Source organism: Pseudoalteromonas phenolica (assembly GCF_005886345.1).
Lineage (GTDB): Bacteria > Pseudomonadota > Gammaproteobacteria > Enterobacterales > Alteromonadaceae > Pseudoalteromonas > Pseudoalteromonas phenolica_A.
This window is the reverse complement of sequence record NZ_PNEC01000012.1, coordinates 1-23645: the sequence shown is the minus strand read 5'-3', so window position 1 is coordinate 23645 and position 23645 is coordinate 1. Positions and strand designations below refer to the sequence as shown.

General features: G+C 41.9%; 21 protein-coding genes and 1 tRNA gene. 16 read left to right on the top strand and 6 right to left on the bottom strand.

Annotated features, from left to right (window positions below; all coding sequences use genetic code 11):
- The first annotated feature begins 1 nt into the window (after window position 1).
- The 9 genes from prmC to rlmM all read left to right on the top strand — a co-directional run bounded on the left by prmC (window position 2) and on the right by rlmM (window position 7795).
- Complete coding sequence (gene prmC, locus CWB72_RS06445; protein WP_138630054.1) at window positions 2-853, top strand: peptide chain release factor N(5)-glutamine methyltransferase; 852 nt, start codon at window positions 2-4, stop codon at window positions 851-853.
- A 31-nt stretch (window positions 854-884) separates the two neighbouring features.
- The gene (locus CWB72_RS06440; protein WP_138630052.1) at window positions 885-2438 is read left to right on the top strand and encodes a DUF3369 domain-containing protein; all 1554 of its coding nucleotides are present in this window, start codon (window positions 885-887) and stop codon (window positions 2436-2438) included.
- Window positions 2439-2813, top strand: a complete 375-nt coding sequence (locus tag CWB72_RS06435; protein ID WP_130255004.1) for a SirB2 family protein — start codon at window positions 2439-2441, stop codon at window positions 2811-2813.
- A 172-nt stretch (window positions 2814-2985) separates the two neighbouring features.
- Window positions 2986-3786 (top strand): tetratricopeptide repeat protein, encoded by an 801-nt coding sequence (locus CWB72_RS06430; protein WP_138630050.1) that lies wholly within the window; start codon window positions 2986-2988, stop codon window positions 3784-3786.
- Window positions 3787-3899: 113 nt separating this feature from the next.
- A complete protein-coding gene (kdsA, locus tag CWB72_RS06425) occupies window positions 3900-4754 on the top strand; it encodes a 3-deoxy-8-phosphooctulonate synthase (RefSeq protein WP_138566995.1) in 855 nt (284 codons plus the stop codon).
- 52 nt (window positions 4755-4806) lie between these two features.
- Entirely contained in the window at window positions 4807-5703 is an 897-nt protein-coding gene (locus tag CWB72_RS06420; protein ID WP_138630048.1) for a transcriptional regulator GcvA, read from the top strand.
- Window positions 5700-6326 carry an alpha/beta fold hydrolase gene (locus CWB72_RS06415; protein WP_138630046.1) on the top strand — a complete coding sequence of 209 codons (627 nt, stop codon included), beginning with the start codon at window positions 5700-5702 and terminating at the stop codon, window positions 6324-6326. The genes CWB72_RS06420 and CWB72_RS06415 overlap by 4 nt, the downstream gene beginning before the upstream one ends.
- Window positions 6319-6687: a DUF423 domain-containing protein gene (locus CWB72_RS06410; protein ID WP_138630044.1), complete on the top strand. Its 369-nt coding sequence runs from the start codon at window positions 6319-6321 to the stop codon at window positions 6685-6687. Before CWB72_RS06415 ends, CWB72_RS06410 begins: the two co-directional genes overlap by 8 nt.
- A 22-nt stretch (window positions 6688-6709) precedes the next feature.
- Entirely contained in the window at window positions 6710-7795 is a 1086-nt protein-coding gene (rlmM, locus tag CWB72_RS06405) for a 23S rRNA (cytidine(2498)-2'-O)-methyltransferase RlmM (RefSeq protein WP_138630042.1), read from the top strand.
- Between the two features lie 74 nt (window positions 7796-7869).
- Here the strand turns inward: rlmM and CWB72_RS06400 are convergent, their stop codons facing one another.
- Together CWB72_RS06400 and CWB72_RS06395 are read right to left on the bottom strand one after the other, a co-directional pair.
- Entirely contained in the window at window positions 7870-8595 is a 726-nt protein-coding gene (locus tag CWB72_RS06400) for an SIR2 family NAD-dependent protein deacylase (RefSeq protein ID WP_138630040.1), read from the bottom strand.
- Between the two features lie 11 nt (window positions 8596-8606).
- Window positions 8607-10571, bottom strand: coding sequence for a spermidine synthase (locus tag CWB72_RS06395; RefSeq protein WP_212747878.1), 1965 nt, complete (start codon window positions 10569-10571; stop codon window positions 8607-8609).
- Window positions 10572-10818: 247 nt separating this feature from the next.
- Here CWB72_RS06395 and CWB72_RS06390 point away from each other — a divergent pair, with 247 nt between their 5' ends.
- Entirely contained in the window at window positions 10819-12147 is a 1329-nt protein-coding gene (locus tag CWB72_RS06390) for a hypothetical protein (protein WP_138630036.1), read from the top strand.
- Between the two features lie 84 nt (window positions 12148-12231).
- Here the strand turns inward: CWB72_RS06390 and cysZ are convergent, their stop codons facing one another.
- Window positions 12232-12963, bottom strand: a complete 732-nt coding sequence (gene cysZ / locus CWB72_RS06385) for a sulfate transporter CysZ (RefSeq protein WP_138630034.1) — start codon at window positions 12961-12963, stop codon at window positions 12232-12234.
- A 115-nt stretch (window positions 12964-13078) separates the two neighbouring features.
- Window positions 13079-13396, bottom strand: a complete 318-nt coding sequence (locus tag CWB72_RS06380; RefSeq protein ID WP_249349065.1) for a hypothetical protein — start codon at window positions 13394-13396, stop codon at window positions 13079-13081.
- A gap of 193 nt (window positions 13397-13589) precedes the next feature.
- On the opposite strand from CWB72_RS06380, the gene CWB72_RS06375 reads away from it, so the two are divergent.
- The 6 genes from CWB72_RS06375 to msrB all read left to right on the top strand — a co-directional run bounded on the left by CWB72_RS06375 (window position 13590) and on the right by msrB (window position 21778).
- Window positions 13590-14360, top strand: a complete 771-nt coding sequence (locus CWB72_RS06375; RefSeq protein ID WP_138630032.1) for a TrmH family RNA methyltransferase — start codon at window positions 13590-13592, stop codon at window positions 14358-14360.
- 203 nt (window positions 14361-14563) lie between these two features.
- Window positions 14564-17956, top strand: coding sequence for a chromosome segregation SMC family protein (locus CWB72_RS06370; protein WP_138630030.1), 3393 nt, complete (start codon window positions 14564-14566; stop codon window positions 17954-17956).
- Between the two features lie 17 nt (window positions 17957-17973).
- Window positions 17974-18660, top strand: a complete 687-nt coding sequence (zipA, locus tag CWB72_RS06365; protein WP_130255017.1) for a cell division protein ZipA — start codon at window positions 17974-17976, stop codon at window positions 18658-18660.
- 70 nt (window positions 18661-18730) lie between these two features.
- Window positions 18731-20749 (top strand): NAD-dependent DNA ligase LigA, encoded by a 2019-nt coding sequence (gene ligA, locus CWB72_RS06360; RefSeq protein ID WP_138630028.1) that lies wholly within the window; start codon window positions 18731-18733, stop codon window positions 20747-20749.
- A 99-nt stretch (window positions 20750-20848) separates the two neighbouring features.
- Entirely contained in the window at window positions 20849-21334 is a 486-nt protein-coding gene (locus CWB72_RS06355) for a DUF2919 domain-containing protein (protein ID WP_130255033.1), read from the top strand.
- A 3-nt stretch (window positions 21335-21337) separates the two neighbouring features.
- Window positions 21338-21778, top strand: a complete 441-nt coding sequence (msrB, locus tag CWB72_RS06350) for a peptide-methionine (R)-S-oxide reductase MsrB (protein ID WP_138630026.1) — start codon at window positions 21338-21340, stop codon at window positions 21776-21778.
- Window positions 21779-21788: 10 nt separating this feature from the next.
- Here the strand turns inward: msrB and CWB72_RS06345 are convergent, their stop codons facing one another.
- Together CWB72_RS06345 and CWB72_RS06340 are read right to left on the bottom strand one after the other, a co-directional pair.
- The gene (locus CWB72_RS06345) at window positions 21789-23420 is read right to left on the bottom strand and encodes a response regulator (protein WP_138630024.1); all 1632 of its coding nucleotides are present in this window, start codon (window positions 23418-23420) and stop codon (window positions 21789-21791) included.
- Between the two features lie 111 nt (window positions 23421-23531).
- A tRNA-Val gene (locus CWB72_RS06340) sits at window positions 23532-23607 on the bottom strand.
- Between the last annotated feature and the right edge of the window lie 38 nt (window positions 23608-23645).

The following is a 23645-nucleotide window of genomic DNA, read 5'->3' as shown; positions in this document are numbered from 1 at the left end:
TGTGGCAAACCTAACTGTCGCCCAAGCAATCGCTTGGGCAACCCAAACTCTTCGAAATACCTCCGAATCACCTAAACTAGACGCTGAAGTTTTATTACTTTATGTGATTGATAAACCCAAAAGTTATTTATTTACTTGGCCTGAAGCCGAACTTACTGATGTGCAATTGGGTATATTTGAGAAGCTGATCGCAGAACGAGAAACAGGCCACCCGGTCGCTCATTTAGTTGGTGTCCGCGAGTTTTGGAGTTTAGAACTTGAAGTCAATAACTCGACGTTAATTCCAAGACCTGATACCGAGACCCTAGTTGAAAAAGCGCTTAGTTTAGATTTGCCTATTAATGCTAACATGCTTGATTTGGGGACCGGTACAGGTGCCATTGCGTTATCGTTGGCATCAGAGCAGCCTAATTGGCAGATCACCGCGGTCGATTATTCTGAGCAAGCTGTTGAACTTGCAAAGCGAAATCAACAAAAACTTGCTTTAAATAATGTCACTGTTTTACAAAGCGATTGGTTTAGCTCTGTATCAAATCAGCAATTTGATCTTATTGTTAGTAATCCGCCGTATATTGATGAGCTCGATGAACATTTAAGTCAAGGCGATGTGCGTTTTGAACCAAAAAGTGCACTTGTCGCGCCTGATAATGGTATGGCTGATATTAAGCTAATCATTGAGCAAGCGCGGAACTTTCTGGCACCTAATGGGTATTTGCTGATTGAGCATGGTTACCAACAAGCGCTGTTATTACAAGAGTTTTTTGCACAAATGGCGTATAGCAATATACTTACTATAAAAGATATGGCAGGCTGTGATCGAGTAACCATGGCCCAGTGGCAAGGCAAGCGATAAAAACGCCCTGTGTATTAATAGGACCCCGCGTATGGATGATTTTTTGTTTTCAGATGAGCCGAACGATGTAGTTGAGCCCGACAGCAATGGCGTTTGGAAAGTAATTGTTGTCGATGATGAGCCTGAAGTTCATGCGGTAACCAAGCTTGCATTAAGTGATTTTGAGTTCCAAAAGAAGCGTCTAGAGTTTATTAGTGCATACTCTGGTGAAGAAGCGCGTAAGGTGATCCAAGCACATCCTGATGCAGCTATTGTTTTACTTGATGTCGTGATGGAAACCGACGATGCGGGTTTACAAGTTGCTAAGTTCATTCGAGAAACTGCAAAAAACAATCATATTCGTATCATTTTAAGAACAGGTCAACCAGGCCAAGCGCCAGAAAGACAAGTTATCGTTAACTATGACATTAACGACTATAAATCTAAGACAGAACTTACAGCACAAAAGCTGTTTACAGTTGTGATGTCGAGTCTGCGCTCTTATCGTGACATATTAGCCATCGAGCAATCACGTCAAGGCTTAGAAAAGATTATTTGCGCTTCAAGAGACATCTTTTCAGCACACTCCTTAGAGCACTTTATTAAGGGCGTGGTTCAGCAGTTAACCTCTTTGTTGGGTACTGTCGATGAAGCGATTTATGCGACGTCTTTGGTTGCAAGTAATGACTCAAATCATAATGCTGAGCAGCTGGTTGTTTTCACAGGCCGTGGTGAGTTTGAATCTTGTGAAGGTAAACCTATTTCTGAAGTGCTAACTCAGGACCAGCTCCAAGCTTGCTCTACTGCTTTGCAAGAAAAAAGCATAGTGTATAAAGACAATTATTTATTCGCTTACTGCACCAGTGAGTTTAACCACAGCTCAATGCTGTTTGTGTCTGGTATTCCTGATTTTCTAACTGATACACAAAAGCATTTAATTGAAATTTTTTCGCAAAATGTGCAACTAGCTTATGAGAATGTGCAACTGCAGGCTGAAGTTGAAGACACCCAACAAGAGCTAGTCTACAGATTGAGTGAAGCTCTAGAGCAACGCTCTACCGAAACAGGTAATCATGTAAAACGCGTTGCGCATATTTGTTATGCTTTAGCTGAAGGGTATGGTTTGCCAAGGCGCGATGCTGAGTTAGTGCGTATGGCCTCGCCACTTCATGATGTAGGTAAAGTGGGGATTCCTGATGCGATTTTAAATAAGCCAGATAAGCTTGAAGATCAAGAATGGCAAGTGATGCAAACTCATGCTGAAAAAGGTTATGAAATCTTAAAAGACTCACGCCGTGAAATTGTTAATGCTGGTGCAGTTATAGCTAAAGATCACCATGAAAAGTGGGATGGTTCAGGCTATCCAGCTGGTAAACAAGGTGAGAGTATTCATATTTATGGTCGAATTGTTGCCCTAGCCGATGTCTATGACGCACTTCGACATAAGCGTTGCTACAAGCCTGCCTGGGAATTAGAGCCCGTTATGGCCGAGATTAATAGCCAAAAAGGTAAGCATTTTGATCCTAAACTCGTGGATGTGTTTAATAGCATTATCGACGATTTAGAGGCGATTTTAGTGAAGTATCCAGATAATTTAGGTAATTAAATGGAATATATTGCAATTAAACACACTCATGTGCTGTTTGCACTGTTGAGTATTATTTTATTTTACACGAGAACAGTATCTCGTTTTATGTCGGGGAAACTCGCCAGTAATAAACTCGTTTTTATTGGTAGTCACATTATAGACACTTTATTATTGGTTTCTGCTGTCGCGCTGTTAGTTGTTGCGAGTATAAATCCATTACAACAACCATGGCTTACTGAAAAAATTATTTTAGTGATTGCTTATATTGGGTTAGGTTTTGTGGTTGCTAAATCGACACAGTTTAAAACTCAGGTTATCGCACTGACAGCTGCAACTATCTCGCTACTTCTAATTGGCTATTTAGCGGGTAGTAAAGCGTCATTTTTACTTTGAGTTTCTTTGAGTAGGCTATGCCTACTCAACCTCTCCTCATTTTTAAAGCCATATTACCCTTTCTAAATCAATTAACAAAAACTACTTCTATAAGGCGCTACATTAATTCCTATAAAAAATGTTAGACTAGCCGATTAATAAGTAAGAGTAATAGTTAAGGTCGTTGGTATTTATGACTGATATCTGGTTCGATGAACAAGACAGTAGTGCAGACTACCTACCACAGCATACATTATTTAGATGCATCGACGCTGAGCGTCAGTGGGATGCGCAAATAAATCTAGAAGAGAGTTACTGCCTGCTTGCAGAACTTGAATTAGCTGTTGATCAATTATGTCGCGAACATACCGAAACACATACGTTGATCGATGCTCTTTTAGATGCATTTTATACTCGTTGGTTATTCAGTGGCAGCAACCAAAACGAAGTTGAGTACAAATTAAATAGTGTCAATTATGTGCTGAAAATGCGCACTGGCAATGCCACTTCTCTTGCTTTGATTTTGACGCATTTACTGCAACGTGCACAGCTTGATGTGAACATGGCATTTCATCAAGGTGATATCATGGTTCATATCGCTTTAAGTGCTGAAGAAGGGTATATCGTAGAACCTTGTGGCGGCAACCAAACTTGGTATATCAATCCCGAAAACGACAGTAAAGACGAAGAGCCCTATGAATTAATGTTTGGTGATGAAGCATTTAAGCTGTATCTCGCTCAGCAGAAATGGGCGTTCATCACTGCAGATAAGTTTGGTCATGCTTTAAGCTGTGTTGAGCAGTTGATGGACTTACTGGGTAATGACCCATATGAGCGCCGAGATAGAGGGTATCTTCTTAATCAGATAAATTGCCCGAAATTAGCCAAAGCCGATTTACAGTTTTTTGTCGATGAATGCCCTGATGATCCAACGATTGAGATTATTCAGCATCAAATAGAAGAGTTACAAGACTACAATCATGTAGTGCACTAATAAATAGCGTGCTTTAATATTTACGCCAAGTCTAGTGTGGCGTTAAAGCATGCTTTACTGACTCCTGCATGGACACCTATTAGGTTTCTATTATTAAAAGAATTAGGAAAATTATGAACACGCAAATCGTAAAAGTTGCAGATATAGAAGTAGCAAACGACAAACCGTTTGTATTATTTGGTGGTATGAATGTGTTGGAATCGCGTGATCTTGCAATGCAAATTGCTGAGCACTATGTTGAAGTAACCAGCAAGTTAAACATTCCTTACGTATTTAAAGCGTCTTTTGATAAAGCAAACCGATCTTCAATCAACTCTTATCGTGGACCTGGCATGGAAGAAGGTCTGAAGATTTTCGAAGAGATTAAAAAGACCTTCAATGTCCCTGTGATCACTGATGTGCACGAACCATTTCAAGCAGCCCCGGTTGCTGAAGTGGCTGATATTATACAGCTTCCAGCGTTTTTAGCACGTCAAACAGATTTAGTAGTGGCGATGGCAAAAACTGGCGCTGTGATTAATGTGAAAAAACCACAATTCTTAGCGCCACATGAAATGCGTCATATCATCAAGAAGCTCAATGATGCAGGTAACGAGCAAGTTATTTTATGTGAGCGTGGTAGTAGTTTTGGTTACAACAACTTAGTGGTTGATATGCTGGGCATGGATGACATGAAGCACATGGCACCTGTAATGTTCGATGCAACACACGCGTTACAACGCCCTGGTGGTCGTTCTGATTCTGCTGATGGTCGTCGTGCTCAAGCAACTGAGCTTGCACGCAGTGGTATGGCGTTGGGCCTAGCTGGCTTATTTATTGAAGCACACCCAAATCCAAACGAAGCAAAGTGTGACGGCCCTTGTGCATTACCACTGGCTAAGTTAGAAGGCTACTTAAAGCAAATGAAAGCGGTTGACGATTTAGTGAAAAGCTTTGAACCACTAGATACAAGCGCAGCCGAATTATAATAAATATAAAAGAGCAGCAAATTTGCTGCTCTTTAGTTTGGTTTAAATAATTATGTCTAGAAGACTCCCGCCATTAAATGCCCTAAAAGCTTTTGAAGCTGCGGCACGTAATTTGAGTTTTACCAAAGCCGCAGAAGAATTGTATGTCACACAAGCTGCTGTCAGTCACCAAATTAAAACCCTTGAAGAGCATTTAGGGTTAAAGCTGTTTCTAAGAAAAAACCGTTCTTTGCTCCTGACCGAAGAAGGGCAGGGTTATTACTTAGACATAAAAGAAATTTTTAATCAGCTCGTAGATGCCACAGATAGGTTATTAGCGCGTGGTGCAAAAGGGTCATTGACGGTGTGTTTAACACCAAGCTTTGCCATTCAATGGTTGGTTCCGCGGCTAAGTAAGTTTCACGAGCTGCACCCTGAAATTGATGTGCGAATAAAAGCCCAAGACGATGAAGAAAATTCGTTAACTGATGACGTAGACGTGGCTATTTACTATGGCCGTGGTAACTGGAACGGTGTAGAAGCCTATCAGCTTCACAAAGAGTATTTGGTGCCTTTATGTAGCCCGTTTCTTCTAACCGGCCCGAAACCACTCCAAATACCATCAGATTTAAGTCAGCACACTTTGTTGCATGATACTTCTCGTCGAACTTGGAAGGCGTGGATGAAAACCGCCGGTGTACGGGATGTTCCGGTGAACCAAGGACCTATCTTTAGTCACTCATCCATGGTGTTACAGGCAGCGATCCACGGTCAAGGCGTTGCACTGGGTAACAGTGTATTAGCAAAACCAGATTTAGATGCGGGCCGCTTAGTTATTCCTTTCAGCCATAGTTTAGAAAGTAAAAACGCGTTTTATCTTGTAGTGAGAGAGGCGCAAGCTGAGTTAGGTAAAATTGTCTCGTTTAAAGAGTGGATGCTCAGTATGGTAGAGCAAGAGGAACAAGAATGATCCAATGGATTAAAGCTGATGACCCCAAAGCACAATTTATTTTTGCCCACGGGGCGGGGGCAGGTAGTGACTCTGAGTTTATGCAAGATATGGCTAATAAGCTGGCTGAGCATGGCATTCAAGTTGGCTTATTCGATTTCGAATATATGCAAGTTGCCAAAGAAACCGGTAAGCGCCGTCCACCGGATAGAGCGCCTAAGTTACTCGCCTATTTCAACAAAGTATTAGCATCAGTCGATGCTGATTTACCTCTATTTATCGGTGGCAAATCAATGGGCGGCAGAATGGCCTCATTGTTAGTGACAGAGTACTCTTTACCTGTAAAAGGCGTGATTGCTATGGGTTATCCCTTCCACCCACCAGGTAAACCGGAAAAACTGAGAACGGATCATTTTGCTGATATTCCTTGCCCGTTTTTAGTGTTGCAAGGTGAGCGAGATACCTTTGGTACACAAGCTGAACTAGCTGAAATGTCATTTTCTAAAGCGCCGACGTTTCAGTTTTTCGCTGATGGCGATCATTCACTAAAACCGCGCAAGAAAAGTGGCTTTAGCGAAGACGCACATCGTCTGGACGCTGCAAAAGCCACCGCAGAATTTATAGAGCAACACCTGAATGACTAAACTATTTTTATTGATAGGCAGTGCATATTGCATGTTATCGGTGATGCTCGGAGCTTTTGCCGCGCATGGTTTGAAAAAACATGCCTCTGAGTATGCGGTAGATATCTTCAAAACAGCTGCCGAATATCAAATGTTTCATGGTTTAGCCCTGATATTAGTGGCGATACTGATTAAGCAAGGTTTAAAACTGAATGCTTCAGGTTGGTTATTTGCCCTCGGCACTATTTTATTCAGTGGCAGCTTATATTTGTTGGCATTGACTGAGTGGCGTTTTTTAGGCCCCATTACGCCGATTGGCGGCGTGTGCTTTATTTTAGGTTGGTTGCTTTTGATGATTAAAGCAGCCAAACATAAATTTTAATTAAAGAGATTTGAGAACACCTATGTCGAGTGTTGTGATTTATTGTCGTAGTGGCTTTGAAAGTGATGCCGCAGCTGAAATTAACCATCATGCAGCCTTACAAGGCGTTGCAGGCTATGTCAAAGCCAAACCAAATACCGGTTATGTGAGCTTTGAAACTTATGCAGCAAGCGATGCCGAATTGCTCATTAAGAAAATCGATTTTCAAAGCTTGGTATTCGCAAGACAGTGGTTTGCAGGTGTATTCGTCAGCAACATGTCCATAGAAGATCGCGTCAGCGAAGTAAAAGCCGTGGTGGCTGATTTTCCATTATGTGGAGAGTTGCGTGTAGAAACCCCAGATACCAATGAGGGCAAAGAGCTTTCAAAATTTTGTAAGAAGTTTTCAACGCCGCTTGCGAAAAGCCTAGAAAAGCAAAACAAGCTGACTCGTGCGGTAAAGAAGAATCGCCCAGTATTACATGTGATGTTTTTAGCAAACGATACGGCATTTGTGGGTTACTCTTTCCCGAGCAATAACTCGCCTTTCTTTATGGGTATTCCGCGTCTGCGTATGCCAAGTGATGCGCCAAGTCGCTCAACGTTAAAATTAGACGAAGCCTTTCACGTTTTTGTGCCGCCAGAAGAAATGGAGCAGCGTGTTCAGCCTGGTATGCGTGCTGTAGATTTAGGCGCGTGCCCGGGTGGTTGGACCTACCAACTTGTGCGTCGAGGCATGTTTGTCGCTGCCATAGATAACGGGCCGATGAATCAGAATTTAATGGATTCAGGTCAGGTGAAGCACTTTAGAGAAGATGGCTTTAAGTACTTACCAGAAAAGCGCAATAACACTTGGTTAGTATGCGATATGGTAGAAAAGCCGAAGAAAGTGACAAACCTAATGTTAGATTGGATGGTGAATGGTTTTGCTAGCGAGTTAATTTTTAACTTAAAGCTACCAATGAAGAAACGCTTTGAAGAGGTGTATCAGTGCCTAGAGCTAATTCGAGAAGAGTTACCTAAGTACGAGATTGAGTACACTTTGCAAGCCAAACATTTATATCATGACCGTGAAGAGATCACGGTACAAGTGCAAATACACAAGATCCCACAAAAACTATTTAGCTAACGTTTAAAGCTAAAAATAATAAAGCCCTGACTTATTCAAGTTCAGGGCTTTTTGTATTTGAAGCTTAGGTTACATTAGTGTGATATATACTCCTGCGCTGTCATAGCAAAGTACTCAACCTGAGAATGTAAAATATGAGTGGGGTTCGGATCGACCACTTCCACCGGAATGTTATTGTGGCGGGCAATCCCTAATGCCATATTGGTGATATTGACGCTAAACGAGGTCCCCATGAATACCATTTTCTCAGCGTCTAGCATCTGCTGTTGCGCTCGGCTGATTTCATATAACTCAGTGTAGTATTCATCAAACAGCAGCACATATGGCTTTAATGATTCATTTAATATTGGCCCATGTTTACCTATTTTAAATAATTCAAGCAGCGAACTTTCGAGGTTTGCGTCATCCACCTCATCCCAAGGGGCTCTAATACGTTCAACATCATCGCCTTGATGATGAAATAAAGTGACTTGATCTAATCGCCCATGGATTGAAATGTAATCAGGATTACCGGCTTTACCGTCTAAGCCATCGATGTTTTGTGTGATCAAGGTTTTGTCAGCAAGCCAATGATGTACTTTATTAGGCCCGTGGTGGCGGTAAGTGGCAAAACGGTTGTAATACCATTTTAAAAACTCACCAGGGTTATGCATATACATATCACGCGTCGCCATTTGCTGTGGTGTATAGTTGCGACTACCAATCGTCCAAAAACCATCTTCACCACGAAAGGTGGGAATACCACTTTCAGCACTGACGCCTGCGCCCGTGATGTATAAAGTTTTGTCAGTCTTCGTCATTTGGTTTACTCCTAAAGTGCTGACAGCAAGTTGCTGTAATCATCGCGCCAAATAAATGTTGGCTTTTGATTTGGCCAAGGGCTTTGAAGATGCTTAAAGCTTTCAATTGCCTGCTCATCAAAGGTTAAAGTGACCCAGTGTGTGTTGTGTTCATGCGCTTGCTTAGCTTTTGTTTCAAAGAAATGCACTTTGAGTTTCAGCTCGTCAGCAATGCCGCGCATGAGGGGCGTGAGATCTAAATGACTATTAGAGATATGTATTGCTAAAACGCCGTGTTTTTTAAGTTGCGATAAATATAGTTGCATGGCTTCAAGCGTTAACAGGTGCATTGGAATGGCATCGCCACTGAACGCATCTAAGACAAGGGCATCAAATCGATTTGCTTGGCCTTGATCTTTTTGTTTTTGAAGCTGCACACGACCATCTCCAACCACATATTCAACCTGTGCTTTACTGCTATTTAAGTAGCTAAAATGGCTTTGTGCAGTTGCCACAACATTAGGGTTTAGCTCGTAAAATGTATAGTTATCACGATGCTTACCGTATGCTGCCAGTGTGCCAGCTCCTAAGCCGATAAAGCCCACTTGTGCGCCATTGAATTGACTATTAAGCAGTTGAGCCACCGCCGTTTCAAAGCGGTAGTAACTTTGTGGCTGACCTTGTAAGTAAGTCGGTTCAATGATCTCAGTACCATGAGAGGTGGTACCATCAATTAATCGACGCTCCATTTGTCCATTGATAGAAACTTCTTTGACCGACAATAAGCCATAAAAGTTACGTAACCTCAATTTGTCATGGTTGGTAAATTGACTGTTTAGCCAGATAAAAGTCGGAGCAAGTAATACCAGCACGCCGCTAGCTACAAGCACCATATTACGGCTTTTTGCAAACTGCTCTGTGCTTATTAAAGAATAAATGAAAAGCGCCAATACAAGGCCTAAAGCCAGAGGGTACTCATAAAACAAAGTAAATATCTCAGGCGCGATGAAAGTAATTGCTGCTGTGCCTAAAGCGCCGCCTAAAGACATCATTAAATAAAACTGCGTCAGTTTAGACTGATGTGGTTTTGTCTTCTCAAGTTCACCATGGCAGATCATACAAGCACTGAATAACACGGTTGAATAGAGCACAATTTGACTGAGTAAATCGAGTTGGCTGCCAATAAAGAACAGCATCAAGCCAATAAAACTACTGAATGCGAACACCGCCAGCCAAAACCAGCGTTGGTAAACCTTTGCTGAGTGGAAGCATAAAATAAACGTCAGTAAATAGAGCGATAAAGGCAGCAGCCATAAAAAAGGAATAGGCGATACGTTTTGTGTCATTGCGCTGGTGGTTGCCGTTAACATGATCACACCACAGGCACTGAGCAATAACCATAAAGGCAGACGCTTATCCAGTGTCGAAGTACTTTCATTTGTTTGCGCCTGAGTGTAATTGTTTTGTTTAAGTGCTAAGCCAATAAAACCTGCAAATAATAAGACAAATACACCATAAACAAGGCTCCAAGCCCCAGATTGTGCAGACAGTGTTAACCAAGGTTCAAATACAAACGGGTAACTGAGTAGCGCTAAAAAAGAGCCTATGTTTGAGTAACTATAGAGTTTGTACACTTTGCTGTTGAGAGATTGAGATTGCCAGCTTTGTAATAGCGGCGAAGTTGCAGCAAGCACAAAATAAGGTAGACCTACGCTCAGTGCAAGTTTAAGTAACAAAGCGAACTCTGGAGAAGCTTGTTCCTTAATATCACTATCAGACAGACCTAAAGGTAAAGCGAGTAAGCTAATGAGTAAGAGACTCAAGTGCACAATTTGCTGTTTTTTTATATCAAGAAATTTAACCAGCAAGTGCGCATAACAATAGCCTGCGAGTAAAAAGGTTTGAAAAAACAGTAAGCAGGTTGTCCAAACTTGTGCGCCACCGCCAAACACGGGCAGTAAAGATTTTGCTAATAATGGCTGAACTTGAAATAACAAGAAAGCACTTATGAATATCACTATAGTGGCTAGCATGCAGAGCCTTTTCTCTTTGGAAAATTAATTATTGCGCACTTTAGAGTGTTGTATTCATAGATGCAAATGGAGTTTAACTGCTTATAACTCGAGCAATGTTAATTGTCTTTTATAAATGATATTTAATCTCATTTTCTTAAACAGGTACTTCAATATGTATATGATATAAGGTAACATTTGTGTTGTTATATTATCTCTCTGGTGTTTTTAAATGAAATTAAAATTATTAAGCAGTGCAATTTTATTAGCCATGCTAAGTGGCTGTGGTAATAGCAGTAAAGTTGAAGAAATCACGCCGACAGAACAAGTCGATCAGGGTTCTGGTGAAGGTTCGGGCGAAGGCTCTGGTAGCGATCATGACCATGAAATTGAGTATCCACTAGGCCGACTTGCTGTCTCATTTGCTGATGAAAGTGATGTATCAGTTTATGACCTTACAGACAATGAATTATTAGAAACAGTTACTTTAACTAACCCTGTTTCTGCACTTTATGCGAGCCCAGAGGGTCGCTATGTGGTTGCTATTCAGCGCGAAGATGACCATGTTGAGTTTATTGATGGCGGTATTTTCTTAGAAGCCCATGATGACCACTTCCATCTAGAACAAGAAGATGTCCAGGCTGTTAGCTTTGAATTAACAGAAACAAAGCCAACACATTATGTACCAGGTGGTGAGCATGCATTGGTATTCTTTGACGGTGATAAAGACGCTCAAGCAGATGCAGGTTTTGCTTTAATTTCAGATGAAGGCATTACTGAAGCAAAAATCGACGCTCATCATGAATTTAATACTTACATGCATGGTACAGGTGAAATTCGTGGTGAATATGTAATTTCAACATTACGTGATGCCGAGGCGGAAGGGTCGTTACCAGATCAAATAGCATTATTTGAACTGCATGATGATCACTTCCATCAAGAGCAAGAATTCGAACATAAGTGCCCAGGGCTTCACGGTAGCGTTCAAACAGAAGAGTTTGTGGCTTTCGGTTGTACTGATGGCATCGTTGCGATTGAAGAAGAATCAGAAGTATTTACTTCAAAACACATTGCTTATCCTGAAGGTTTCCCAGAAGGTGTTCGTATAGGTAAATTTATTGGTCACCCTGAAAGCCACACTGTTATTGGTTTATCTCGCGTAGGGCCATACTCAGTTAACTTAGAGACTGGTGAAATCAAAGCTTTTGAATGGCAACCAGAAGGTGTTGAAAACTATCTTGCATTCGCAGGTAATGCAAAGACAGGCAACGCATTAGTGCTAGATGATCAAGGTTACTTAAATATTTTCCATGGCGAACACGACTGGGAAAATGAAGCGCGTATTCAAGTTTTAGAAGAAATTGAAGAAGGTGCTACTGCTAAGATCATTGCAAACATGGCGCACCAGATTGTGTACGTCGCTTATGGTGAGCACCTGTATGCGGTAGACACTGAAGAAAAAACAAGCACTGAAATTCAGCACTTTGATAAGCCAATCGCGAATCTTACTTGGGTAGGTGCGTTTGAAGCTGAAGAACATGATCACGAGCATGATCACTAAGTAAACCTTTTTGTTTAACAGACTCCCACTAAAAATGGCGACCAGTAGGTCGCCATTTTTTTCAGAAACTTAAATTACATAGAGTTAAACTTCACGGTAGTTCTTACGGTAATTTTCAACCCATAGCTTGGTTGCGCCACATACCGCAACAGGCATGACGATCAAGTTTACGAAAGGAATTGAGGTGAGTACGAATACCGCAAAACCAAACCCGTAAGATAAGCCTTGTTCGCTTTTAAGGTCGTCTTTCATTTGCTTGAAATGAATTTTGTGATTATCAAATGGGTAGTCGTTGTACTGCACGTTATACATCCAGCAGGTGAACAGCACCCACATGATTTGCCCGAATACAGGTAACACCCAAAGTAAAACGAAGAAGCCAATGGCTCTAGGTAGATAATAACAAAGCTTGGTCCACTCTCTTCCAAGCATACGCGGTACGTCTTTCAAGGTATCTGACAGCTTATCGTCATTGATAGGTTGACCTGTTAAATAGAGCTCAACTTTTTCACTAAGCAAACCATTAAAAGGTGCAGCAATGAAATTGGTTATCACAGTGAAAACCATGGAATAGGAGAATAAGATCACCAAAATAGCAATCGGCCACATTAGCCATTCAAGCCAACTCAACCAAGATGGCAGCAAGTTGTTGATGTATTCAAAGCCTTGAACTAGCCAATCATATAAAAAGAATAAAGAACCGCCGAATAGCAAAACGTTAACAAACAATGGAATAAATACGAAGCGTTTTAGTCCTTTTTGGGTAATTAACGAAAATCCAGCAATGAAATACTCAATACCTTTGCCTAACTGCACAACTAGCCTCAACAATTATATGGACACGTTTTTAGTATAAAGTGTTCCAGAGACAGCGACTAGAGCATAAGGTAACAAACTATGTCAAAGCTAAATAAGAAGGCAGAAAGTTAGGTTATTTAGGTAATTCAACGTTGTAACGTTTCGCGTACCATAAAAAGAAGGGCAGCTCTATGACTGAGAAGCTGACCAAGGTAAACCATACCCAGTTAACTTCAGTGAAAACTAGAGTGAAAGTTTGAGATGAGCCCATATACACAGAGCCGACGACAAACAAAGAAATTACCGATGCAATTAAATCTTGTAGAGAGATCTTTTTGAAGTCATTGCCAGCATATTTTGGGTTTGCATAAAAATAGGCAATTACTAAAACAACAAAGTTAACTGAGATGATCGCAAATTCAGGAGTCATGTTCGATAAGTAGGTTAACAAAAACGCTGATAGTGTAACTTTATGCCGATAAACTGTCCAAATAAAAGCGCAGTAAAGCTAGGTTATTTTGCGTTGGCGCAATTTTAAAATGAATAAATACAATTAAAAAGCCTCGATTAGTTTGAGTTTAATTAGGCTTATCGCTTTCTTAGTTGGCTCAGGTATAATCTCCAAGGTCTTTTGTGGGGTAACTATGATTTCTAAAAACCAACTAAAATTATTGCGTGCATTGGCGCAGAAAAAATATCGCAAACAACATAATTGCTATTTAGTGCAAGGAGAAAAAAATATCCTTGAGTTGTTTTCTGCCAATGTGCCAATAAAACAGTTATTTGCCTCACCTGCATTTATTGCCGCTCATAATGATAAGATTCTTGCCGCTCATAATGATAAGATTCTTGCCGATGACATTGTCGAAGCCGATGAGGAGAGTTTAAGTAAATCGAGCACTTTAGTAAGTAACAATGCTGCCATTGCCATTGTCACTATGCCAGAGCAAAGCAGCATAGAGACATCAGGCCTCGTATTAGCGCTAGATGGGGTATCAGACCCCGGAAACCTAGGCACCATTATTCGCGTGGCTGATTGGTATGGTCTAAAGCAAATTGTGGTGAGCCAAGATTGTGCAGACCATTTCAATCCTAAGGTGATTAGCGCGACCATGGGCTCGTTTGTTCGTGTGAATGTGATCCGCACTGATTTGGCGGCATTTTTAGCGGACTATGACGGCGATATTTATGGCGCATACCTGGGTGGTCAAAGCGTCCATGAAACGCAGTTTGCTAAAAAAGGGGTGTTGGTGATGGGCAGCGAATCTCATGGTATTCGTGAACAAGTTGCGCCGTATATCAACCAAAAGATCACCATTCCCGCTTTTGGTGGGGCAGAGTCGCTCAATGTGGCTATGGCGACTGGTATCATCCTAGATAACATTAAACGCCAAGATTATACCAACCCTCAATAATGCTCAATTATTTTGAGGGACTAAAACTGACGCTAACTTCGTTGAAAATTTCTCATTTAGAACAACTAAATAGCAAAATTTCGCCTCGTTATCGACAAGTTTTCCTTGCCTCAAAATAGATCGCTTAATTAAGAGGAATGGTATTAATCTTTGAAGATTATTTTGTTATTGTTTTCAATTAACTAAAGTAACCCTAGCAAATCATGCGGCTGACCCATATTAAGCTTGCTGGCTTTAAATCATTTATAGAGCCCAGCAAGATCCCATTCCCAGATCAGATGACCTGTGTGGTCGGCCCCAATGGCTGTGGTAAGTCTAATGTGATTGATGCCGTGCGCTGGGTGTTGGGTGAAAGCTCCGCAAAAAACTTGCGTGGCGATGCCATGACAGACGTTATTTTTAACGGCTCAACACATCGTAAACCTGTCTCTCAAGCTTCAGTAGAACTTTTCTTTGATAATACATCAGGTGTGTTACAGGGTAGTCTTGCTAATCGAAATCAAATCGCAATAAAGCGTTTAGTCACTCGAGATGGCCAGTCATTATATTTTCTTAATGGCAGTAAATGTCGTAAACGCGATATCACCGACATTTTCTTAGGCACAGGCCTTGGCCCGCGTAGCTATGCGATTATCGAACAGGGGATGATCTCTCGCTTAATTGAAAGCCGCCCACAAGAGCTCAGAGTATTTTTAGAAGAAGCCGCTGGTGTTTCAAAATACAAAGAGCGACGCCGCGAAACACAAACCCGTATTCAAAGTACACGTGATAACTTAGAGCGCTTGCTAGACATGCGCCAAGAGCTAAAAAATCAGCTTGATAAACTCTCGGTGCAAGCAGAGCAAGCGAAGCAATATCGTGAACTCAAGCGAGATGAGCGTTTGCTCAAAGGTCAAGTCGCAGTTATTAAATGGCAAAAGCTAAACGCACAACAACAGCAAAAAGCCGCCGAAATCGCTGAGCTTGAAAAACAAATCCGCTTTTTTAGTGACGCCCATCAAGGTCATGCTGATGTGCTCTCAGCATTAGAAGCAAAGCTTGAACAAGACACCCATAAACTAGAAGACACACAGCAGCAAAAGCACCGTATTCATACCGAGATAATTCGCTTTGAACAGCAAAAATTCAGTGCACAGCAACAAAAAACACAACTACAAGCTGATATAGATAAACAAAAGCAAGCATTTAAAGAAGCACAAGATGCACTGCAAACCCTACAGCATGCTCAAACTGAGTTTACCGAGCAACAGCGAGCGGCAGAGCAAGGGCTTGAACAAGCGAAGGATGCGTTATTAAAAGCTCAAAGTGCCTTTGAATCGTCACAAGCTGCACATAAAGCACAACAAGCGAAGTTAAATGCAGGGCAGCATGAAATATCTGAGCAGCGCCAAGCACTTCAGCAAGTAGAGCAAAACCATAAGCAAGCAGAGTTATCGTTGGCTCACTTGCAGGCAAATATGGCTGAAGTAATAAAGCAATTTGAACAGCAGCAAAGCCAATCAGTCACAAAGGAGCTCGATGCAGCAAAAGCTGAGTTTTATCAGCTTGCGAAACAGATGGCTGGCCTTCAATCGCAGGCAAAGCAGCTGGCTACAGCTTTAGATGATGCACAGGCTAATTATACAAAGGCCGAGCTTGAAGAGCGCGAGCGCGCGCAAAAGGTCAGTAGTTGCAAAGCAAATATCAGTGCATTAGAGAATGTGCTTAGCTCACTGACCAAGGACGTACAGCAGACGTTACTGCAAACCTTATCCGTTAATGCGATTGATGCAGCGATTGTTGAAAGTGCATTGCTTGGCATGACGCTATTACCTGTGAGCTCAAATAGTATTGAGCATGGTGTTTGGGATAATAACCAAGCGCCTCGCGAGGGCTCAGTTGCAAGTTTACTGCAAGGGCAGGTTTACCCAGCTTTTTTAAATCATATCCAATTACTTAAACAAGGTCAGCGATTTACCCCTGAGCAAGGCTGGTGGATGGCCGTTGATGACGAAGGTAACTTGTATGGTCAGAACTTTAGAGTTAGTAAGTCTAAACAAACTTCTGTGGGCTTATTAACACAGCAAACGCAATTAAATGAACTTAACATTGAGTTACCAAAACTTATCGCAGACCTTGAGCAAACAAAAGCGCAAAAAGAAACCCGACAAACTCGTTTACAAGTAGCGCAACAAGAAATAGAGAGTAACAGTGCCAATATTCACCAAATCGCACAGGGTATGGCTAAGGCACAAACTCACTCCGAGCTATTAGAAAAGCAACATGCTAATTGGCAGCAAACACTCGAACAATATCAACAAAAGCAAGATGCGCTTCAAGCACAATTAACGGAGCAAGCAGCACCTATTGCCAAGCAAAAACAACAGATTGCTGACATAGAGGCTGCCCTTGAGTTACTGCAAGCGCAGCAAATTGAGTTACAAAACCTAGCTGATGAACAAGAGCAAACATATATTCAAGCTGCAAGTAACTCGCAAACGGCTCAGCAAGCATTGCATCAGGCAGAGCTTGAGTTACAAAAAGTACAAAATACGTGGCAACTTGAGCAAACGAAACAGCAACACAGCCAAAGCGTGTTAAATAGCGCCTTAGAGCGACTTGAAACCTTACAGCAGCAATTAGAAGATCAACAACTGCCATTGCTTGAGTGTGAAGAGCAGTTGATGATTTTAGTCGAGCAGCATCAAGAAATCGAAATTCAGCTAGAGCAGTGCCAGGCGCAAAAAGCACACGCTCAAAAAGCATTGCAAGATAAGCAAGCGAGTTTGCAAGACGCACAATCGGGCGTTACGAAAAAACAAAATCAGCTTCAGCAGCTTAAGTTAGCAGAGCAAGAGCTAATGATTAAAGCGCAGTTGATGCTAGAACCCCTTGAAGAGTTACAGCAAACACTCAAAGATATTCTGGCAAGCTTGCCAGAAAATCCTAAGCTGGTGAGCTTTCAGTCAAAGTTACAAAAAACTACTCAACAGTTGTTGGAGTTAGGTGCGGTAAACCTCGCTGCGATTGAAGAGTATGACCAAGCGCTTGAGCGAAAAACTTACTTAGACGAGCAGCTTGATGATTTAACTGCCGCACTCGAAACGCTTGAAGGTGCTATTCGTAAAATAGACCGAGAAACCAAGCAGCGCTTTAAGCAAACCTTTGATCAAGTAAACAAAGACTTCGCAGGCTTGTTCCCGAAAGTGTTTGGGGGTGGTCAAGCGTATCTTGAGTTGACCTCAGATGACCTGTTAGAAACCGGTGTGGCGATTATGGCAAGGCCACCGGGCAAGAAAAACTCTACAATTCACCTTTTAAGTGGTGGAGAAAAAGCGCTGACCGCATTATCATTAGTGTTTTCAATATTTAGGCTAAATCCAGCGCCATTTTGTATGCTGGATGAAGTTGATGCACCGCTTGATGACGCCAACGTCGTGCGTTTTTGCCGTTTGGTCGAAGAAATGTCACAATCGGTGCAATTTATATATATTAGTCACAATAAAATCGCCATGGAAATGGCGGGTAGACTGACGGGGGTAACCATGGCCGAACCGGGTGTTTCGCGCATGGTTGCTGTAGACATAGAACAAGCAGTGCAAATGGCACAAACGTAGCAAGATAAAGGTGAGTAATGGCCGAAGAATTAAGATGGGCATTAATCGTGATCAGTGCGCTAGTTATTGGCGGTTTATTGATCCACGGCTTATGGTCAGTAAGAAAAAAAGAAACACCAGAACAAACTGATAATACTCCGAAACCACAGCCTAAAGTTGAGCCTGCTGCCCCAGCGACAGACAATGAGCCTGAACTGGGTGATATGAATTTTTCAGCGGTAGATGAAGAGCCTACTGCTGAGCCAGTTGTTGAAGAGCAGCAACAAGGTGACGCACCGGCAGCAACCCCTGAGCCACAAGACTTTATTATCTTACACATTGAAATGCCAGAAGGCCTTTCTATGGCCGGCTCTAAGCTATTACCTAGTGTTTTAAGCCTAGGCTTTAAATATTCAGATGAAGGCTTCTTTAATCGTCATGTTGAGCCTTCAGGCAATGGTCCTGTTTTGTTCCGCTTAGTAAATATGTTTAACCCGGGTACATTTGATATTGATAATATGGAGCAGTTCAGTACTGCCGGTGTTAGCTTATTTATGACGTTACCATGTGAAGGCGATAGCCTTGCAGCATTTAACATGCTGAACAGCGCAGCTAAGAAGCTGTCCGATGAATTTGGTGCTACGGTACTTGATCATCAACGTCAGCCTCTAAGTGTTGAAACGGTTCGCAGCTATGTTGAAAGGGTTCGCGAATTCACGGCTTAATGAATAGTGCGTTATGATTTTTTAGGCCACCAAACCGATGTTTGGTGGCTTTTTGTTTTTAGAGGTCGAGATGTCAGAGTCAGTTGTTAAGCAAATTGATGCATTAAAACAGCAATTAGAAGAGTATAACTACCAGTATTACGTATTAGATAACCCAAGTGTGCCAGACGCAGAATACGATAGGGTAATGCGTGAGTTAATGGCACTAGAGCAAGCAAATCCTGAATTACTTACACCTGACTCTCCATCGCAAAAAGTGGGTGGGGAAGCGTTGAGTAAGTTCTCTCAAGTGACCCATAAAGTACCAATGTTGTCCCTTGATAATGCCTTTGATGAGGCGGAGTTCACTGCATTTAATCGTCGTATTCAAGAGCGCTTGTTAGTAAGCGAGTCACTAGATTTTTGTTGTGAGCCAAAACTTGATGGTCTAGCGGTATCTATCTTATACAAAGATGGCGTGTTAGTGCAGGCGGCAACTCGAGGTGATGGCCAAGTTGGTGAAAACATCACTGAGAACGTCAAAACCATTCGTAACGTGCCGCTGCGTTTACGTGGTGATGACATTCCGGCTGAGCTTGAAGTGCGCGGTGAAGTATTTATGGATACGGCGGGTTTCGAAAAATTAAATGAAACTGCGTTTGCTAAAGGTGAAAAAATCTTTGCTAACCCTCGTAACGCGGCAGCAGGCAGTTTACGTCAGCTTGATTCTAAAATTACCGCCAAACGCCCATTGATGTTTTATGCCTACTCAACCGGTGTTGTTGAAGGGGTAGAATTGCCTGATGCGCATTTTGAGCAACTGAGTAAGCTCAAAGACTGGGGCTTTCCAATGTGCCCAGAGACCCGCTTAGTGAAAGGCACCACAGAAGTGATGGCGTATTATCAAGACATTCTTGAACGTCGTGCAAGTCTAGCCTATGAAATTGATGGCGTGGTGATTAAAGTAAACCTTAAAGATTACCAACAGCAACTTGGCTTTGTTGCACGCGCACCACGCTGGGCTATTGCTTTTAAGTTTCCTGCGCAAGAAGAAATTACTCAGTTACTGGATGTTGAATTCCAAGTAGGTCGTACCGGTGCAATTACACCGGTAGCACGTTTAGAGCCGGTTTTTGTTGGTGGCGTGACAGTGTCAAACGCAACGCTTCACAACCGCGATGAAATAGAGCGCCTTGGTGTAAAAGTCGGTGATACTGTCATCATTCGCCGAGCAGGTGACGTGATACCTCAAGTGACTCAAGTGGTGTTAGATCGCCGACCTGATGATGCTAAAGACATCGTTTTCCCTGAAAATTGTCCTGTATGTGACTCACACGTCGAGCGAGTTGAAGGTGAAGCCGTAGCCCGTTGTACTGGTGGCTTAGTATGCCAAGCGCAACGTCAGCAGGCGATTAAGCACTTTGCATCACGTAAAGCATTCGATATTGATGGTCTAGGCGATAAAATTGTTGATCAGCTTGTGGATAGAGAGCTGATTGAAACGCCTGCTGACTTATTTACCTTAAAGCAAGGTCATTTTGAGTCATTAGAGCGTATGGGACCAAAGTCGGCGTTAAACCTAGTTAACGCTCTAGAAGCGGCAAAGCAAACCACTTTGGCAAAGTTCTTATATGCTTTGGGTATTCGTGAAGTGGGTGAAGCTACCGCACAGAATCTGGCAAACCACTATTTAACGCTAGAAAAGGTAATGGCAGCCAGCACGGATGACTTACAAACAGTCAGTGATGTGGGCGTTGTAGTTGCTAAACATATTCATGCCTTCTTTAACGAGCCGCATAACCAAGCCGTTGTGAACGCGCTACTTGAAATTGGTATCAATTGGCCGCAAATAGAACAGAAGTCTGCAGATACACAGCCGCTTGCTGGGTTAACTTATGTGCTTACGGGCACATTAAGTCAGTTAAATCGTAACGATGCGAAAGCGCGTTTACAGGCACTCGGTGCGAAAGTGGCAGGCAGTGTTTCTAAAAATACCCATGCCCTTGTTGCAGGTGAAAAAGCGGGCTCTAAGCTAACTAAAGCTCAAGGTTTAGGTATTGAGATCCTTGATGAAGATGCCTTAATTGCCTTGTTCGCTGAACATGAATAATACCGAGCAGCAATTATAGAAATACCCTTACTAGTAGAAACGCGGCCAATACGACCGCGTTTTTGTAGTAGTTCCTCTGCATAGAGGATTAGGACATTTATGAAACATTACGGCCCAGAATATTGGGATAAATATGGCGTGTATCGTACACCTTTGGCATTCAACTTGACGCTGGTGGTGTTGCTGCGTGCCTATTTTTTATGGACTTTCTCAGCATTGGCAAGACGTCCCGATATCGACTTTATGTCGCTGTTCTTTGTTTCTAAATTCCACTTCTTTACGGCGTTAGGCATTGGGGCCATTGCCATTGTGCCGACTGTAATTTATTCACTTCGCCGACCAACTAGCTCTCAGAAGTTAGCCAAGATTTGGCGGCACATGCGCTGGCCGTTATTACTTTGTGCATGCTTAGACTTAACTTGGCTGATCTATCAAGCATCACAATCGTATTACCAGTTTTCGATGTTTTTAGCAGTGCAAATGGTGCTCTTGTTGTGGGTGATATTGTATTTGCTGAAAAGTCGCTATTTAAGCTACTTTTTTAATGATTGGCCTGAGCCTGAAAAACAAGATAACAAGGGGTAAATTATGCTGACCTGGCAAGATGTTTTAAAGTACGCTAATACTGGTAATCCAGAGCCGAAAAATAGAGTTGAGAAAACAGCTGAACAGTGGCAGCAAGAGTTAGACCTAGAAGTCTTCTATATTACCCGTAACAAAGGCACTGAAAGGCCCTTTAGCAGTGGCAGTTGCACCGTATTTGAAGCCGGAGACTATCACTGTGCTTGTTGCAATAATTTATTGTTTTCAGGGGACGAAAAGTTTAACAGTGGTACAGGTTGGCCATCATTTACTAAACCCGCCTATTTAGAATCGATTGCATACATAGGCGATAACAGTCATGGTATGCAGCGAGTCGAGATTGTTTGTAATGTGTGTGACGCGCATTTAGGTCATGTATTTCCCGATGGCCCACCACCAACAGGCTTGCGTTATTGTGTAAATGCATTATCTATGACAAAAGCTTAACCTTAAACAATCACTCTAGCGAAAGTCCCAGCTCATCGCAGGTGACTTTCAGCTTACCTAAGCGCTCTTTCTGATCTGTTTCTAAATCCACACTGTTTAAAAGCGCAAAGCACTTTTTGAGTAATGGGGTGTTGATGGTGTTTTCTTTCTGGTGGTTTTTATCTAACAAGCATTGCGCCAAATTAAGAGCAATACTGGCATTCTTTGGCATGACTCTAAACGCTTGCGTAAATGCTTCAAGCGCGACATCAATTCTACCGCGGTTAAACTGAGTCACAGCATGGTTGTTGAGCTCTTTCGGGCCCATGGTAATGTCTTGCTTCTCTGTTTTTTGCTGATGGATATAATGCAGGGTAGTGGGGTCACTAATGTCTTTATGACGCTCACAGTGTTGTATGATCTGTGTGAATAAATCTTGAGCCTTGTGCTGCATCCCTAGTTCATGACAAGCTTTTGCTTTATCAAGTGCAGCATCGATAGATCGTATTGTTGGTTCATCTTGTAATTGATTAATAAGTTGAATCGCTTTTTGGTGCTCATCTTTCAAGTAGTGAATACGCGCGTTTAAAACATCTAACTGGGTTTGGTTATCTGCATTTGGAAATTGCTTTTTTAAATCCCCAAGATATTTTTGTGTTTGTCGTGTGATGCGATTAATTTGCTCAGTTTGATCAGTGGCTAAGGCAAAGTCGATGCCCGCTCTAGCTGCATTTAAATAGATCTCAGGGCTATCATGAATGGAGTGCTTAGCGAACTGAGCAATGTCTTTATGCGCGTTGTAGCTCGATTCATAATCATGATTGATTGACGCAACCCGACCTAAACTTTTCTGTCTTTCGATATTACGAGGTGCCATATTAGATGCTTGTTGAAGAAATGTTTGTGCGTTTTCAAATTGATTCAATTGCATTTCAAGGCGACCAAGTAAGTCGAGTGCAACCAATCGAGTTTCTGAACGTTCTAACATAGTCTTTAGCATACGTTGAGCTAGCACATGTTCTTTGTTTGCAATTAAAGCTTCTACCAGGCCTATTTTAGCCCAAGCGAATTTTTGTAAAGAAAGCGCTGATTTATAGAATGTTTTAGCCTCATCAACCCGTTTTAATCTAAGTAATGCCTCACCTTTGAGTTTGAGCAAAATCGGGCTGTAGGTGTTGTCATTATTATCGAGTTCTTTGTCGATAAATTTAACTGCTTTTGAATCATTGCCATCATCAATTAAAGTAAAAATTTGTTTTAGCGCAGATTTTCGCTTTAACACGCGGGTAAGTCTGGTTTTTAATTCTTTAATTGAAAATGGTTTAACTAAGAAATCATCGGGTTGAAGTTCAAGAACACTATGTACCAACTCTCCACTTGTATTAGCAGAGACAAAGATAAAAGCGGTAGTGTTCTTGATGAGGTTTTTACTTTTTAACTTTTCGTAGAGCTGATAACCGTTTTGTCGTTTGGTTAAATCAAATGAGCAAATAATTAGGTCAAACTTTTCACTGGCACACAGTTCAACTGCTGCAATAGCATGCTCGGCAATATAGATATGCTTAAACTGTAGCTGCTCTAAAGAGCGCCTGAGGTGGCTCAGCGCGAGCGGCTGTTCTTCGACAATTAACAGCTTGATATTGCTAAAGTTGTTTAAGCTCATTGAATAAATTAGTAACGATAAGGGCTTATGACAGTCTAGACCTTTAATGGGCTTTTTTAAATAGTTTGGAGATAAAACAGAGTAAGACTAAGAATTTAAGATTGGATTATGTGGTGGGTCGTACTGGACTTGAACCAGTGACCCTCGCCTTGTAAGGGCGATGCTCTCCCAACTGAGCTAACGACCCACATAATAATAAGCTTGATATGGTGGGTCGTACTGGAC

Bases quoted from the DNA above. Each gene is read 5' to 3' on its own strand.
- CWB72_RS06440 (WP_138630052.1), top strand. From the start codon at position 885: ATGGATGATTTTTTGTTTTCAGATGAGCCGAACGATGTAGTTGAGCCC.
- CWB72_RS06435 (WP_130255004.1), top strand. From the start codon at position 2,439: ATGGAATATATTGCAATTAAACACACTCATGTGCTGTTTGCACTGTTG.
- CWB72_RS06430 (WP_138630050.1), top strand. From the start codon at position 2,986: ATGACTGATATCTGGTTCGATGAACAAGACAGTAGTGCAGACTACCTA.
- kdsA (WP_138566995.1), top strand. From the start codon at position 3,900: ATGAACACGCAAATCGTAAAAGTTGCAGATATAGAAGTAGCAAACGAC.
- CWB72_RS06420 (WP_138630048.1), top strand. From the start codon at position 4,807: ATGTCTAGAAGACTCCCGCCATTAAATGCCCTAAAAGCTTTTGAAGCT.
- CWB72_RS06415 (WP_138630046.1), top strand. From the start codon at position 5,700: ATGATCCAATGGATTAAAGCTGATGACCCCAAAGCACAATTTATTTTT.
- CWB72_RS06410 (WP_138630044.1), top strand. From the start codon at position 6,319: ATGACTAAACTATTTTTATTGATAGGCAGTGCATATTGCATGTTATCG.
- rlmM (WP_138630042.1), top strand. From the start codon at position 6,710: ATGTCGAGTGTTGTGATTTATTGTCGTAGTGGCTTTGAAAGTGATGCC.
- CWB72_RS06400 (WP_138630040.1), bottom strand. From the start codon at position 8,595: ATGACGAAGACTGACAAAACTTTATACATCACGGGCGCAGGCGTCAGT.
- CWB72_RS06390 (WP_138630036.1), top strand. From the start codon at position 10,819: ATGAAATTAAAATTATTAAGCAGTGCAATTTTATTAGCCATGCTAAGT.
- CWB72_RS06375 (WP_138630032.1), top strand. From the start codon at position 13,590: ATGATTTCTAAAAACCAACTAAAATTATTGCGTGCATTGGCGCAGAAA.
- CWB72_RS06370 (WP_138630030.1), top strand. From the start codon at position 14,564: ATGCGGCTGACCCATATTAAGCTTGCTGGCTTTAAATCATTTATAGAG.
- zipA (WP_130255017.1), top strand. From the start codon at position 17,974: ATGGCCGAAGAATTAAGATGGGCATTAATCGTGATCAGTGCGCTAGTT.
- ligA (WP_138630028.1), top strand. From the start codon at position 18,731: ATGTCAGAGTCAGTTGTTAAGCAAATTGATGCATTAAAACAGCAATTA.
- CWB72_RS06355 (WP_130255033.1), top strand. From the start codon at position 20,849: ATGAAACATTACGGCCCAGAATATTGGGATAAATATGGCGTGTATCGT.
- msrB (WP_138630026.1), top strand. From the start codon at position 21,338: ATGCTGACCTGGCAAGATGTTTTAAAGTACGCTAATACTGGTAATCCA.
- CWB72_RS06345 (WP_138630024.1), bottom strand. From the start codon at position 23,420: ATGAGCTTAAACAACTTTAGCAATATCAAGCTGTTAATTGTCGAAGAA.